Below are 14,722 nucleotides of genomic sequence, written 5' to 3'. Positions count from 1 at the left end.
CCTTTTGCGACTTAGGGTCAGTCCTGACCCTCTTCTGTTGCGGTTGTGGAATTCTCCACCACGCCACAGGATTTTAAGGCCGATACAATTTTCGAAACGTAAATGCCAAGCGATCCTTTGACCAAAACCACATCGCCATCGCGCAAATCGGCCTTGATCGGCTCAATCGCGTCTTCGGCGGTCTCAAAGTGGCCGGCATTGCGTTCGGACGGCAGGGTCTTGTCGAGCTCGGCCATCAGCGGCCCGACCGAATAGACCCGGTCAATCTCAAGCGAGGTCAACGGGTGATACAGATCGGCATGCATCTTGGTTGCAATATCGCCAAGTTCGCGCATTTCACCCAGAACCGCAATCTTGCGGCCGCCTTCGCCCGGTTTGGTCTGCGACAGCACCTTGATCCCTGCCATCATCGAGGTCGGGTTGGCGTTATAGGCATCATCAATCAGGGTAAAGCTGCCATCACCTGACGGGAGCTTGAGGGTCAGCGTTTCACCACGACCGGCAGGCGGGGTGACATCGGCGAGATCCTTGGACGCTTTGACCAGATCCGCGCCAATCGCATCGACACAGCCCAGAACTGCAAGCGAGTTCAGAACCCGGTGTTCGCCCGGGCAGCCGATGAAATATTCCAGATCCTGGCCGCCAACGCGCGCACGGACAGCACTGCCATCGGTGACAATGTTGGCTTCAAACAGGCGATAGTCGGATACCGCATCCGTACCAAAACACTTGATGGTGCTCAGGCCAAGTTCCTTGGCGCGCCGTGCAAGGGCGAAGTAATGCAGGTTGTCACGGTTGAGGATAACCGTGCCGTCACTCTCAAGGCCATCAAAAATCTCGGCCTTGGCCATGGCGATTTCGGCTTCGTCCTTGAAGAATTCGGTATGTGCCCCAACCACGGTGGTAATCAGTGCCACGGACGGTTTGACCATTTTGACCAGCGTGCTGATTTCGCCCGGATGGTTCATGCCGATTTCACAAACGCCATATTCGGCATCCACCGGCAGGGTCGCCAGGGTGATCGGAACACCCCAATGGTTATTGAAGCTGGCCGGGCTGGCATGGGTTTTACCCTGCTGGGACAGCACGTATTTAAGCGCTTCCTTGGTGCCGGTTTTGCCAACACTGCCGGTAATGGCAACGATCTTGGCCTTGCTGCGCGCACGACCGGCGATGCCAAGGCGTTCAAGGGCGGCCATCGTGTCATCCACCAGGAGAACCTTGTCGGTATCGGTGATGCCGTTGGCATCTGAAACCATGACGGCATGGGCGCCGGCATCAAGGGCGGCCTGGGCAAATTTGTGACCGTCGAAATTCGGGCCCTTAAGGGCGATAAACAGATCGCCTTCGCTGACTTTGCGGCTGTCAATCGAGATGCCGGTTACCGTCCAGTCGCCTGTGGTTTTACCACCGGTTGCGGTTGCGGCATCCGTTGCGGTCCATAAAACAGCCTTCGTCATAACGTCACTTTCTTTTCGCTCAGACCATCACGGCCAAAGCGCCGTAACGGGAATTAAGGTCAATTGCCGCCGGCAAGGATGCTGCGGGCAACAGATGCATCATCGAATGGAAGAACCGTATCGCCGACAACTTGGCCTCTTTCATGGCCTTTTCCGGCGATAATAAGGACATCGTTGCGCTGAAGGATGCCAATGCCGCGTTTGATGGCCTCAGCACGGTCGCCAGTCTCGACAGCACCTTCGCACTTTTCCTTGATCGCAGCACGAATGGTAGCCGGATCTTCGCTGCGCGGGTTGTCATCGGTGATGATGGCAATATCGGCAAAATCATGGGCAACCTGCCCCATCAGCGGGCGTTTCCCGACGTCACGGTCTCCACCGGCCCCGAATACACAAACCAGACGGCCTTTGCAATGCGGACGGACGGCTTTGATGACGGTTTCAAGCGCATCTGGGGTGTGGGCGTAATCCACGAATACCGGCGCACCGAAGCTGGTCTTGCCGACCAGTTCAAGACGACCACGCACACCGTCAAGTTTTTCAAGTGCAAGGATTGCCTGATCAAGGTCCGCACCCGATGCCACCACGATGGAAAGGGCGGCCAGCGCGTTCATGACCTGGAAGCTGCCCATCAGTGGCAGGTGAATGTTGTATTCGCCCTTGTTCGCAGCAAGACGGAGCTGGGTGCCGGTACTATCCGGTGTTGCCTTGATCAGTTTGATGTCATCGGCGTTCTGACCATAGGACAGAACATTCACACCGCGCTTGGCGCACAGCTTTTTTAGAAGATCAAACTGTTCGACATCGGCATTGAGCACAGCAGTACCGTCCGCGACCAGAAGGTCGGAAAACAGACGCGCCTTGGCGGCAAAGTATTTTTCAAACGTGCCGTGATAATCCAGATGATCGCGCGAGAGGTTGGTGAAGGCAGCAACGGTGACCTTCACGCCATCAAGGCGGTATTGGTCAAGACCGTGCGAGCTTGCTTCCATCGCGACATGGGTAACGCCAATACCCGACATTTCATCAAGACTTTGATGCAGGGCGACCGGGTCCGGCGTGGTCAGCGAACCGGGGATTTTCGCCCCAGCGGCGCGAATGCCAAGGGTGCCGATCGATCCCGACATGTTACCCAGGATCGTCCAGAGCTGTTCGGTAAAGATCGCGGTCGATGTTTTGCCGTTCGTACCGGTGATCGCTGCAATGTTTGCCGGTTGCTGACCATAAAAACGTGCGGCCAGCTGGGCATAACGTTTGCGCGGATTTTCCACCGGGATCAGCGGAACCGTTGGGGCGGCGGGTCTTGGCGTGCCGTCCTTGGCAAGGATGGCTGCGGCACCAAGTTTGATCGCATCTTCGATATACTTGGACCCGTCGTCTCGTGCACCGGAAAGGGCGGCAAACATATAGCCATCCTTCACGGTACGTGAGTCTGCTGTCAGGCCCGTGATATCCGGGTCCTGTCCTTCGGCATGTTTCAATGCCGCTTGATCACCTGCCATGAGCTCAGAAAGACGCAAGTTTGCGCTCCCCCTTGCGAAGTTCGATCTGCAGCGCTTGCTCAATCTCCGGCGCCTTCGCATTCGCCGGTTCAATGCCCAGAAGGGGAGCAATACGTGTCACAACCTTGCCAACGGCAGGGGCAGACACCCAACCTGCTGTGGCAAATCCATAAGTTTCTTTGGTGCCTTTGGGCTCGTCCAACGTCACCAGAACCACGTATTTCGGGTCCTGCATCGGGAAGGCGGCGACAAAGGTCGACATGCGGGCGTTCTTGACGTAGCGCCCGTTCACGAGTTTTTCCGAAGTCCCGGTCTTCCCGCCAAGGAAGTAACCCGCCACTTCGGCCTTCTTGCCAGAACCTTCGGTAACGACCAGCCGCATCAGGCGACGCAGTTGTTCCGAGGTTTTCTGGGAGAATACACGTTCGCCTGCCGGGGCGCCGTCCTGTTTCAGGATGGTTGCCGGGCGGCGAATGCCACCATTCACAAGGGTGGAAATACCACTGACAACCTGAAGTGGGGTCACGGCCAGACCATGACCGAACGAAATCGTCATGGTGTTGATCTCCCGCCAGGGATTGGGCACAAGCGGTCCGCCGACTTCAGGAAGCTCGATCAGCGGTTTGTCGAGCATGCCAAGCTTTTTAAGGTAGGTGCGCTGGTTCTCGCCGCCAAAGGCCATGGCCATGCGCGCCGAGCCAATGTTCGAGCTGTGCACAAGAATTTCCGGCACCGTCAGCCAACGGTTTTCGGCGTGATAGTCGCGAATGCGGAACCCGCCAACCGGCAGCGGTTCCGTCGCGTCATAGACCGAATTCAAGGTTGATGTGCCAGTTTCAAGGGCAATCGCGGTGTTAAACAGCTTGAACACCGAACCCATTTCATAAACGCCAAGCGTGGATCGGTTAAAGCGCGCGTCTGCCGGTGCCTGACCCGGACGGTGCGGGTCAAAGTTCGGAAGCGACGTCATCGCAACGACTTCGCCGGTATAGGCATCCATCACCAGCCCGGCTGCGCCAACCGCGCTATAGGTTTCCATCGCGGTTTCGACTTCTTCCTCAAGCGCGTATTGCACCCGGGTATCAAGCGAAAGCTCCAGCGGGCCGTTATTGATGCGCAGTTCGTTGTCAAACTCCCGCTCGGCGCCGGCGATGCCGTTATTGTCGATATCGGTGAAGCCCAGCGCATGTGACAGCAAACGCCCATGCGGATAAACGCGGCGTTCTTCACGCTGGAAGTTCAGGCCGGGAATGCCCAGCGAGTTGACTTCATATTGCTGTTCCGGCGTCAGGTTGCGGCGCAGCCAGACGAATGCCTTGCGCGAGCTGAGATGACGGATCAGCGTATCGCGATCAAGGTCGGGCAAGACGGTCAGCAAAAGGTCAGCAGACTCAACCGGATCCTTGACGACACGCGCATCGGCAAAAAGCGAATTGGTCGGAAGATCGGTTGCCAGCAACATGCCGTTGCGATCAACGATATCGGCGCGCTCGGTTTTAAGTTCGCGGGTGTCGGTGCCCGATGCGACGGCGGGTTCGTTGCCTTGACGCAGAACCGATGCATCAACCAGACCATAGGTGATCCAGCAAAAACCAATGATGAACATTGCACCGGTAATGAAGATGCGGTTGCGCGCGGTTTCAAGCGCCAGGCGTTCGCGTTGGTCCGGGCCCAGTTCCGGGCGATCACCACGCAGCCAGTATGAGAAACGGGTCAGGCTCATTGCGCACCCCCGGTTTCTGCTGCGACCGACGGGGCGTCGATGATCATGGAATCTGCGGCCTCGTCATACATCAGATCCCCCGGACGGGCGCGCGGGACAGGCATGAAGGCAACCGCTTCGCCGAACTTGTCGATGCCATACTGGTGTAGATCGGCGTCTTCGGGCAGATCATCGATGCTGGCCATCTGCAGCACATCAATTTGGGCCAGGCTCAGATACTGCTGAGACAGGCGTTCGATCCGCTCGGGATTGTTCAGATAGCTCCATTCCGCCTGAAGCACATGGATGCTTTCCTGTTCGGCGAGAATATCAGACTGGATTTCGGCGTAACGCTTTTCAAGACGTTCGACCTGATGGCTGACCCAATAGGTGCCGGTGCCGATCAGGATGGTCAGGACGAGGCCAATAATGGTTACCGCACGGGTCATTTGCGACCTCCCTGCGATGTGGCTGGCTGCTCGTTACGGGCAACAGCGCGCAATTTGGCCGACCGCGCACGCGGATTGGCGCGAATTTCGTCCTTCTGACCGGTCACGGCCTTGCGCGTGATGGTCGAAAACGTCGGAATGGCGACTTCCGGTTCGCCGGGCAGGCGGCGTGACATCTTTTTCGGATCGCCCGAGCGTGCCTTCATGAAGGTTTTGACCTGACGGTCTTCCAGCGAATGGAACGTCACCACCACCAGACGGCCGCCCGGTTTCAGCAAGGTTTCAGACGCCTCCATGGCACGTTCAAGTTCGCCAAGCTCGTCATTTACATAAATGCGCAGCGCCTGGAAGGTGCGGGTTGCCGGGTCAATGCCGTCTTTGGACTTGCGCACGACCGAACGCACCGCGCGGGCCAGTTGGGATGTCGTCGTAAAAGGTTCGTCAGAACGAAGTTCGACAATCTTGCGTGCAACCTTGCGCGATGCGCGTTCCTCGCCATAGCGATAAACGACATTGGCAATGTCTTCTTCTTCGGCATTGTTGACGAAGTCGGCCGCCGTTGGGCCGGACATCGACATGCGCATATCAAGCGGGCCGTCTTCGCGGAACGAAAACCCGCGATCCGCCTGATCGAGCTGCATCGATGAAACGCCGATATCAAGAACGATGCCATCGACCTGCTCTGCACCCGCTTCCGGGATCAGGCGACCCATGTCACCAAAGCAGCCCTCGACCATATGGAAGCGACCGTCATATTCGGCTTCAAGCTTTTTGCCGGTGGCGACAGCAGTCGGGTCACGGTCGATGCCGTAAAGTTCGCAATTGGCGGAATCAAGAATGGCGCGGGAGTAACCGCCTGCGCCAAAGGTGCCGTCAACCATGATCTCGCCGTCACGCGGTGCAAGGGCTTCGAGGACCTCGCGCAGCAGGACCGGCTTATGGGGACGGTCTTCGGTGGCAAAACTCAGATCCTTGTCGCTCATGATGCGTCCTCCTCATCTACGGTGCCGGGACGTGCACCTTTGGGGAGTTCACTCATCGGTTTGAGCTTCAATGTCGCACCACGGTTGAGCGTGCGGGTCCGGCTGGCTTCTTGCAGGGGCTTGAAGATGTCAGGGTTCCACAGGCGGAAGGTGCGACCACGGCCGACAAAGGCGACCTGGTCTTCGATACGGGCAAATTCGATCAGTTCTGCGGGCAGAATGATGCGACCTTCGCCGTCATAAGGAAGCATATGCGAGGAGCCAAGGATGGTGTCTGCCAGGTCATCGGCTTCGTCAGAGAACATGTCGAGTTCATCAAGCGATGCGGCAATGCGCTCCATATGGCTGTGGCTGCAGCCTTCAAGCGCGCTTTCCTTGTGGGATTGATACAGGTAGATGCCAGCGAATTCTTCGTTGTCGAGGGCCGCACGGAACCGCTTGGGGACGGATACACGTCCCTTCCGGTCCAGCTTGTGAATGTGCGTCCCTGTGAACAGCACTTCGCCATTCCCCTGATCAAAAATCCGATTTCAAAACACGGGCCCAACCGGGCTGTCTTGCGACTGTGATGTGACTGAAATGGATATGCCCCGCATGGCACGGAATTTGTGCCTCTTTATGGGGTACCATGGGAAATGATGGGGGTCAATGGGATTTGATGGGCTGTTTTGTGACGTTTTGGCGCTTTCCGAGGGTTTCTGCGGTACATGCAAAAAGGCTGAATTCGGCCGAAAATCCCGGAAAACCGGTGCTGCTCCATCTTCTGCCCATGAAATCCCAAATCCGGTCCATGGGTGCCCATGGGAAGGCCATCGTAAAACCGGAATTTGGGTTTTGATGGACCGTTTGGGGACTTGGGTTTGGATGGGGCGTGATGAAGACAATTTGCGATTTGATGGCCAATCGGGTTTGATGCGCGGGCAAACTCCTGCAAAATGTCAAAACGATCTCTGATGGTCTTTTGATCGGTTTGATCTGCCATCAGGACTGAAATATGGCCCCCCAACGGGGCATGCTCATCTGGCGCGGGAACGGGGCATGCTCATCTGGCGCGGGGCAGCGTCAGTGAAACGAAGGAAGCGATTGTTGCGGATAAAAGCTGCCATTCTATTAATGGGTTGCGCATTCTCCGGCGCCTTTTTGTTGCCGGGGCTTGGCCCAATCACGGGCGGGGAGGCATTCGCACAGGGACTGTCTCTTGACCCGGCCGGTGGCGGATCAACTTCGCCGGAAGTTTCATCGCCGCAGATGCGCGAATTGCTGCCGCTGATAATGCAGCAGCTTCAAAACAACCCGGAACTGATGTCGCAGTTTGGTCTGGGCGGGCTTTCCGGATTGAATGGCCTTGATGGGGCGGGATCGGGTACCGGTGTCCCCGGCATGACGGGGGATGGTGCTGCCAATATTCCCGGCCTGAGCGAGGCAATTGCAAAGGCCCTTGCCCAGCAAAATGGCGGAACGGGTGTGGCACCTTCCGGGATCCCGGAACAGGTCAAAGTCTATCGTGAGCAATATCATCCGATTGATATCGATCAGGACGGCCGGATCAGCGCGGACGAGGCCGCGGCCTATGCCAGCTGGATGTTCCGCCGGCGCGATATCAATGGCGATAATGTCCTTGTCGCGCGCGAGTTTGCCGCCGTTGAAAAACTGCCCGGTTCAGCAGAGGGCAATCGTCAAAGACTGCGCACTGAAAGCCGCCGGCTGGGTTTGCTGTTTCCTGATTACGATGCCGATGGCGATCGGATGATCACCAAGGAAGAATTCCTGGCAAAAGCGCGCACAACCTATGATGACAAGCGCGGCGACGATGCGGATATCGATCCGTTTTCGTTCCAGACGGTGTTGCCGTTTTAGGGATGCTTCCTTCTGAAACGCATTCATCACATGACAAGCAAGACATAAACTGGCATCCGATATGGTCGGTAAGCCGGAAAAGACGGAGAGGCTGATGGACACCAACGAATTCTTTGCTCCGGTGCGCACGACGACTGATGACACCAACGCGCCAGCGCCCGTTGCTTCGAATGCCGCTGGCGGCGTTGATGCTGGTGAAAGCACGCTTTCAAAACCTGCAACAGGAAAAGTGGATCGCCTTCCGGTCTGGGTGGATTTGCATTCTCCCACCACAGAGGAAATCAAGGAAATCGAAGAACGCTTTGGTATCGAGATGCCAACGCGCGAAGAAATGCAGGAAATTGAGCTGTCCTCGCGCCTGTATGATGAAGACGGGGCGCTGTTCATGACCGTTTCGGTTCTGACCAAGGCAACCACCGATGCGCCGCAAACAACGGCGGTGACCTTTATTCTGGTCAAGAAAACCCTGATCACGGTGCGTTATGCCGATCCGGTCCCGTTCAAAACCTTTATCCGGCGTGTGAAGCGCAGCCCGCCACTGGCCAACAGTGCCGAGGCCGTTCTGTTTGGTCTGCTTGAACAGATCGTGGATCGTCTGGCTGATTTGATGGAACAAACCGCGATTGATCTTGAAGGCCTGTCCAATCAGGTCTTTATCAGCGCCGAAGACAAGGGCTCTGACGGTGATCATCGCGAAACCCTGCGTCAGATCGGACGAACCGGCAACCTGTCAGGCAAGGCCAAGGACAGTCTTTTGAACCTGCATCGTTTGGGCTTGTTCCTCTCGACCCAGGCGCGACTTAAAAAAGACGCCAAGGCGCGGCTCAAAATCCTTTCGCGCGATATTGTCTCGATCACCGAGCACGCCAATTTCATCGCCAACAAGGTGACCTTCCTGCTCGATGCGACGCTGGGTATGATCAGTCTTGAACAGAACAACATCATCAAGATTTTCTCGGTTGCTGCTGCGGCCTTCCTGCCGCCGACCCTGATTGCCAGCATCTATGGCATGAACTTCGAATTCATTCCGGAACTTGAATGGCAGTTCGGATACCCGGTTGCGATTGCCCTGATGATCCTCTCGGCCGTCCTGCCGCTTTTATATTTCAAGCGCAAAGGCTGGTTGTAAGTCATCTGGCAAAATTGGTGGGGCTTCTGTCCTTTCAGACAGTCTTCGCGCTGCTAGATTGACGAGCGTATTTACCTGATTTCGGAGCCCCAAAATGAGCCAGACCGCCCTCATACTGATCGATTGGCAGCAAGGATTTGATGACCTCGACTACTGGGGAAACCGCAACAACCCCGATGCTGAAACAAATGGTGCAAAACTGTTGGCGCATTGGCGGGCGGAAGGGTGGCCGGTTTTCCATGCAAAGCACGATTCAACGGAGCCGCAATCGCGTTTGCATCCCGGCCACCCCGGAAATGCCTTCAAACCCGGGTTTGAGCCCCGTGATGGTGAGCCGGTCTATGGCAAGAATGTCAATTCGGCCCTGATCGGGACAAAGCTTGAGGCCGATCTGCGCGCAAAAGGTATTTCAAAGCTGGTTCTGTGCGGGATCACGACCGATCATTGTGTGAATACGACCACACGCATGGCGGCCAATCTTGGATTTGAGGCCAACATTGCCGCAGATGCCTGTGCGACCTTTGATCGCAGCCTTCCGGATGGGCGGGTTTTCGCCGCCGATCTGGTGCATGACGTGGCACTGGCCAGCCTGAACGGAGAGTTCGCAGCGGTCAAAACAGTGGACGAAATCATTGCCGGTTAATCGGCAATTGACTTGCGTTTGCAACTCAAGCAGTTTCTGCCTCCAATCCCCGCGAAAGGTAAGCCTGCCATGACGAAAATCGATACCCAGGAAAAGCTCCGTGCCATCTATGGAGAGCCGCTTGGGCTTGCCGTATCCAAGTGTTTGCCGGCACTCGATCCGCACTGCAAACACTTCATCTCCCTGGCACCTTTTGCTGTGATTTCGTCGGCAGATCAGGATGGTAATGCCGATGTCAGTCCTCGCGGTGATGGCCCGGGCTTCATCAAGGTGATTGATGACAAGACGCTGGTCATGCCCGATCGTCCGGGCAACAACCGGGTGGACAGCCTGTCAAACATCATCGACAACCCGAAAGTAGGGATGCTGTTTTTCGTGCCGGGCGTGAATGAAACGCTGCGTATCAATGGTGTGGCCGAAATCAGCACCGACCCGGAACTGCTCGGCCTGTTTACCGATACGCCCAAGGCACCGATTACCGCCATCAAGATCACGGTCGAGGAAGCCTTCCTGCATTGTGCAAAGGCCCTGATGCGCTCCAAGCTGTGGGATCCTGACACCCGGATTGAACGCAAGACGCTGCCGACCTTGGGCAAGATGATCAAGGATCAGACCTCGACGGATATTCCGGAAGGCACACAGGAAGAAGCCGACAAGTATTTCGCGCAATCGATTGCCGAGCGAGGCTGATCTTCTGCCTGTAACTACGGGTATTTTGTTCGGGCGATCACGGGAAGCTGTCATCGCCTTTTTTGTGCCCGCGAAAGATAAAACCAGATGGCCTGTAAGCCGGGTTCTGTCCATGCGGCGAACCGCACTGGATGACTATTCATCTGGGACGTCCGTCGCCGAACGCCTCCTGCAACCAACCCGAATGGTGGTGCGAAAACCCACCTGCCGACAATGCCGAAGCATCCGGCCGACCATTCCTATTAGGTTTTGCTCCCGGTGGGGTTTACCATGCGTCCCGCATTGCTGAAGGACCGGTGCGCTCTTACCGCACCCTTTCACCCTTACCGGATGGCTTGCGCGATCCGGCGGTATCCTCTCTGTGGCACTTTCCCTAGGGTCGCCCCCGCCAGACGTTATCTGGCACCGTGTTTCCGTGGAGCCCGGACTTTCCTCCCCGATTGCACGCAATCAGGGCAGCCATCCGGCCATCTGGTGGTCGGGATGTAGGTCACATCAGGGGGGACGTCAAGAAAAAGCGATGTGGCTAGGTGGTCTAGCTGGCAATCGCGCTGGCGAGCACCTTGGCAATGGCAAGGCATTCTTCGTCAACCTGGCCGGAAATATCGTTCTGGCGCCAGTGACGCTGGAAGGCGACGGTGCGTTGGGTTTTGTCTTCTTCGCTGGATACCGGGCCATAGCCGATGGCATCAAGCACGGCATGAAATTCATCCGGGTTTGAAGGCGCGTCGAGCACGTTTGATGCGATGGCCGGAACGCCAGTATATCCGGGCCAAAGTCCGATACCGTTTTCGGCCAACTCCTGCCAGGGGAACAGTTCGCCTGGGTCTTCCTTGCGATCCGGGGCCATGTCGGAATGACCGATGATGCGGCCTGCCGGGATAGCGTGACGGGGCAGGATATCTTTTGTCAGGTCGATAACCGACTGGATCTGGATATCCGGGAAGGGGCGATAGCCGAACTCATGACCCGGATTGACGATTTCGATCCCAATGGAGTGCGAATTCACATCCCGGCATTCCTGCCAGGCCCCAACGCCTGCATGCCAGGCGCGCTTGTCCTCATCGACCAGCTGAAAGATGCGGCCATCTTCCTCGATCAGGTAATGGCTAGAGACCGAGCTTGCAGGGTCACACAGACGTTCAAGGGCGGCTGTGCCCGATTGCATGCCGGTATAATGCAGGATCAGGATATCAATCGGGCAACCATCGGGGCGATCACCGAAATTGGGGGATGGGTGGGAAATGATGCGTCCCTGAAAGCTTTTGCTATGCAAACCGTCCCCCATTCGGATCAGTCCATCCCCTGTACTTTGCGCTGAACCGGTTTGCGCAACATGATCACAGCCACACCGCACAGAACAACGATGCCGCCGATGATTTTAAGCAGCGAGAAGGGTTCGTCAAACACCAGGAACGATCCGATAACACTGATGACGGGTGCCAGCAGCATCCAGGGAACCACAACATTCACGTCCTGCGTCTTAAGCAAGTGATACCAGAAGCCATAGGCAACGATGGAGGACATCACCACCGTGAATGCCAGGTTCGCCCACGCCACCCAGCTTGCCGCGGCAATCGCCTGAAAGGCGTGCGGTTCAAAGATCAGCGACAGGACCAGTAACTGCGGGGCTGCCATCAATGCCATCCAGCCATTGAGCTGGAAGGTGTCGATATCGCCCAGCTTCTTGATCATGACATTGGCAACCGCCCACATGAAGGATGCAAACACCACAAGCAACAGCGGCAATTGCAGCTCTGTCATGGTCGGATCCCAGAACATCACAGTCACGCCAATAAAGGCCAACGCCATGCCCGATAGCCGTTTCCAGCCCAGCCGATCATTGAAGAAATAGGTGGCAAGCATAGATGAAAATGGCACGCCCAGAAGAATGATAACCGCAACTGGCCCGGCATCAAGCATGGACAGGGCATAAAACAGAACCCCGAAATGCAGACCGCCGAATGTCACGGAAATCAGGGCAAGTTTGCCAAAGCGGCCGCGCGGGATCTGTGTAAACGGGATCAACAGGATCGCCACAGCGGCAAAACGCATCGCGGTCAGGATGAAAGGCGGGATTTCACCAACCGCGCCTTTGACGGTCAGCATATTGACGCCCCAGATAACGGCGACGGAAAAGGCCATAAGCAAGGCTTTGATCGACATGACGAGGCCTTTCGGTAAAAGGGGCGGTAATTGCACCAAGGATATCAGACGGATGGTCAATCCCGTCGATATTTTTAGACGAGTTATAAATCCTGACCTTTGCCCTTGATCGGATGTTTTGCCCCAAAGCACAAATGAGTAGTTCTCAACTCAGGGCTCAACTGTCGCGCGCGGGCACAAGAATAAGGTCAGGACTGACCAAGTTCCTCACGCAGCATTTCAAGTTCAAGCCAGCGTTCCTCGGAGGATTCAAGTCCTGCACGTGCCGCATCCAGACGGTCGACCTTTTTCTGGAAGCCGTCCGGGTCCTTGGTGAACAGGCCGCTGTCCGATAGCGCCTCTTCAAGGGTTGCGATTTCACCTTCAAGCTTGGCCATTTCACCCGGCAGATTGTCATATTCGCGCTGATCCTTATAGCTCAGCTTGCCCGCTGGTTTGGACTTCGGCGCAGACGCTTGTGCGGTTTTCTTGACCTGCTTGGCAGCGGCCTTTTCTTCCTTGGCGGCCTCAGCGCGCGACAGTTTGCGCTGGGCAATATAGTCGGAATAACCACCGGCATATTCGATGGCTGTCCCATCGCCTTCCATCACGATGGAGGATGTGACCACGCGATCCAGGAAATCACGGTCATGGCTGACCAGAAGCAGCGTGCCTTCATAGTCGCTCAGCATTTCCTGCAGCAGATCAAGCGTATCCATATCCAGATCGTTGGTTGGCTCATCCATGATCAGAAGGTTGGTCGGCTTGGCCAGTTGTTTGGCCAGCAACAATCGGTTGCGTTCACCGCCCGAAAGCGCGCCAACCGGGCTTCGGGCCTGTTTTTCGTCAAACAGGAAATCACGCAGATAGCTGACCACATGGCGGGGATTGCCGCGCACCATCACCTGATCACCACCCACATCACACAGCGTATCCCAAAGGGTTTTGGTGTCATCAAGGGCAGCGCGTTTTTGATCGAAGTAGCTCGGTTTCAGGTTGGTGCCGATCTTGATCGTGCCGCTGTCTGGTTCCAGCTGCCCGGTCAGCATTTTCAAAAGCGTGGTTTTCCCCGCCCCATTCGGCCCAATAATGCCAACCTTGTCACCGCGCATAATGCGGGTCGAAAAGTCTGAGATGATCGGGCGATCACCGAATGACTTGGTTATGTCGGTGGCCTCAATCACGACCTTGCCCGATGTTTCTCCCGCATCGGCCGCGAGCGACACATTGCCAATCCGGTCAACCTGTTGGGAACGCTGTGCGCGCATGTCATGAAGTCTGCGCAGGCGGCCCTGGTTACGTTTGCGGCGCGCGGAAATGCCCTGTACCGACCAGACGGTTTCTTGCGCGATCAACTTATCCAGCTTGGCGCGTTCTTCGGCTTCCTTGCGATAGATTTCCTCGGACCATTCCTCGAACTTGGAAAAGTTGATCGCGCCCTGATGCATGACACCGCGATCAAGCCACAGCACACCATTGGATACGGCATTCAGGAACGCACGGTCGTGCGAGATCACCACGACGGCACCCCGGAAATTCTTGATCTCGCCTTCAAGCCACTCAATGGTCGGCAGGTCAAGGTGGTTGGTCGGCTCATCAAGCAACAGAACCTGCGGGTCGGCAATCAGGGCGCGCGCAATGGCCGCCCGGCGGCCTTCACCGCCGGAAAGCTGTTTGGGATCGGATTTCGGATCGATATCGACCGATGCCAGCAGCATGTCAGCGCGATAGGCATATTCCTGTTCATGGTCATCAAGCGCATCGAGAACGAAATCCTCGACCGTGTCATAGCCGTCGAATTTCGGTTCCTGATTAAGATAGGCCACCTTGCAGCCTGGCTGAACAAACCGTTCGCCGCCATCCGGTTCGATTTCACCGGCGATGATTTTCAGCAATGTCGATTTACCGCCACCATTGCGCCCGACAAGGCACAGGCGGTCGCGATCACCGATGGCAAATGACACATCGGAAAACAGATCGTTTCCGCCAAAGGTCAGGTGAGTGTCATTTATATTGATCAGCGGTGGCGCCATGGAAAAACCGACAAGTTTGAAAACAAAACAAGGTCACAATGACCGGCCCCCTGCAAACAGCAAATCGGGTGCTGTTGCAAGGGAAATCATATCAGGGTGGGGGCAATCAGATGGCTGGCTGGTACCGTT

Annotated in this window: 13 protein-coding genes and 1 other RNA gene; 4 read left to right on the top strand and 10 right to left on the bottom strand. The window is 56.4% G+C overall.

Translation table 11 applies throughout. The features are described from left to right. Positions 1–17: 17 nt before the first annotated feature. The 6 genes from ACXAIA_RS09615 to ACXAIA_RS09590 are packed head-to-tail and all read right to left on the bottom strand — an operon-like array spanning position 18 to position 6,596. Entirely contained in the window at positions 18–1,460 is a 1,443-nt protein-coding gene (locus ACXAIA_RS09615) for a UDP-N-acetylmuramoyl-tripeptide--D-alanyl-D-alanine ligase (RefSeq protein ID WP_475349129.1), read from the bottom strand. 59 nt (positions 1,461–1,519) lie between these two features. Next, the gene (locus tag ACXAIA_RS09610) at positions 1,520–2,962 is read right to left on the bottom strand and encodes a UDP-N-acetylmuramoyl-L-alanyl-D-glutamate--2,6-diaminopimelate ligase (protein ID WP_475349128.1); all 1,443 of its coding nucleotides are present in this window, start codon (positions 2,960–2,962) and stop codon (positions 1,520–1,522) included. Positions 2,963–2,966: 4 nt separating this feature from the next. Next, a complete protein-coding gene (locus tag ACXAIA_RS09605) occupies positions 2,967–4,685 on the bottom strand; it encodes a peptidoglycan D,D-transpeptidase FtsI family protein (protein ID WP_475349127.1) in 1,719 nt (572 codons plus the stop codon). Further along, positions 4,682–5,113 (bottom strand): cell division protein FtsL, encoded by a 432-nt coding sequence (gene ftsL / locus ACXAIA_RS09600; RefSeq protein WP_475349126.1) that lies wholly within the window; start codon positions 5,111–5,113, stop codon positions 4,682–4,684. Before ftsL ends, ACXAIA_RS09605 begins: the two co-directional genes overlap by 4 nt. Next, on the bottom strand, positions 5,110–6,096 hold the full coding sequence (gene rsmH / locus ACXAIA_RS09595; protein WP_475349125.1) for a 16S rRNA (cytosine(1402)-N(4))-methyltransferase RsmH: 987 nt from the start codon (positions 6,094–6,096) through the stop codon (positions 5,110–5,112). The genes ftsL and rsmH overlap by 4 nt, the downstream gene beginning before the upstream one ends. Further along, positions 6,093–6,596, bottom strand: a complete 504-nt coding sequence (locus tag ACXAIA_RS09590; protein WP_475349124.1) for a division/cell wall cluster transcriptional repressor MraZ — start codon at positions 6,594–6,596, stop codon at positions 6,093–6,095. The genes rsmH and ACXAIA_RS09590 overlap by 4 nt, the downstream gene beginning before the upstream one ends. A gap of 586 nt (positions 6,597–7,182) precedes the next feature. On the opposite strand from ACXAIA_RS09590, the gene ACXAIA_RS09585 reads away from it, so the two are divergent. The 4 genes from ACXAIA_RS09585 to ACXAIA_RS09570 all read left to right on the top strand — a co-directional run bounded on the left by ACXAIA_RS09585 (position 7,183) and on the right by ACXAIA_RS09570 (position 10,415). Next, complete coding sequence (locus ACXAIA_RS09585) at positions 7,183–7,953, top strand: EF-hand domain-containing protein (protein WP_475349123.1); 771 nt, start codon at positions 7,183–7,185, stop codon at positions 7,951–7,953. A 94-nt stretch (positions 7,954–8,047) separates the two neighbouring features. Next, a complete protein-coding gene (gene corA / locus ACXAIA_RS09580; protein ID WP_475349122.1) occupies positions 8,048–9,082 on the top strand; it encodes a magnesium/cobalt transporter CorA in 1,035 nt (344 codons plus the stop codon). 94 nt (positions 9,083–9,176) lie between these two features. After that, the gene (locus ACXAIA_RS09575; protein WP_475349121.1) at positions 9,177–9,725 is read left to right on the top strand and encodes a cysteine hydrolase family protein; all 549 of its coding nucleotides are present in this window, start codon (positions 9,177–9,179) and stop codon (positions 9,723–9,725) included. Between the two features lie 69 nt (positions 9,726–9,794). Beyond that, complete coding sequence (locus ACXAIA_RS09570) at positions 9,795–10,415, top strand: pyridoxamine 5'-phosphate oxidase family protein (protein ID WP_475349120.1); 621 nt, start codon at positions 9,795–9,797, stop codon at positions 10,413–10,415. A 79-nt stretch (positions 10,416–10,494) separates the two neighbouring features. Here the strand turns inward: ACXAIA_RS09570 and rnpB are convergent. The 4 genes from rnpB to ACXAIA_RS09550 all read right to left on the bottom strand — a co-directional run bounded on the left by rnpB (position 10,495) and on the right by ACXAIA_RS09550 (position 14,593). Further along, positions 10,495–10,890: RNase P RNA component class A (gene rnpB / locus ACXAIA_RS09565), an RNA gene on the bottom strand. Positions 10,891–10,950: 60 nt separating this feature from the next. After that, on the bottom strand, positions 10,951–11,691 hold the full coding sequence (locus ACXAIA_RS09560; RefSeq protein WP_475349119.1) for an N-acetylmuramoyl-L-alanine amidase: 741 nt from the start codon (positions 11,689–11,691) through the stop codon (positions 10,951–10,953). 17 nt (positions 11,692–11,708) lie between these two features. Further along, on the bottom strand, positions 11,709–12,581 hold the full coding sequence (locus tag ACXAIA_RS09555) for a DMT family transporter (RefSeq protein ID WP_475349118.1): 873 nt from the start codon (positions 12,579–12,581) through the stop codon (positions 11,709–11,711). Positions 12,582–12,769: 188 nt separating this feature from the next. Then, positions 12,770–14,593 carry an ATP-binding cassette domain-containing protein gene (locus ACXAIA_RS09550; protein ID WP_475349117.1) on the bottom strand — a complete coding sequence of 608 codons (1,824 nt, stop codon included), beginning with the start codon at positions 14,591–14,593 and terminating at the stop codon, positions 12,770–12,772. Between the last annotated feature and the right edge of the window lie 129 nt (positions 14,594–14,722).

This window comes from Thalassospira sp. ABL2_045 (assembly GCF_056161285.1).
The sequence above is the reverse complement of the archived record's forward strand: the minus strand, read 5'-3'. Positions and strand labels throughout refer to the sequence as shown.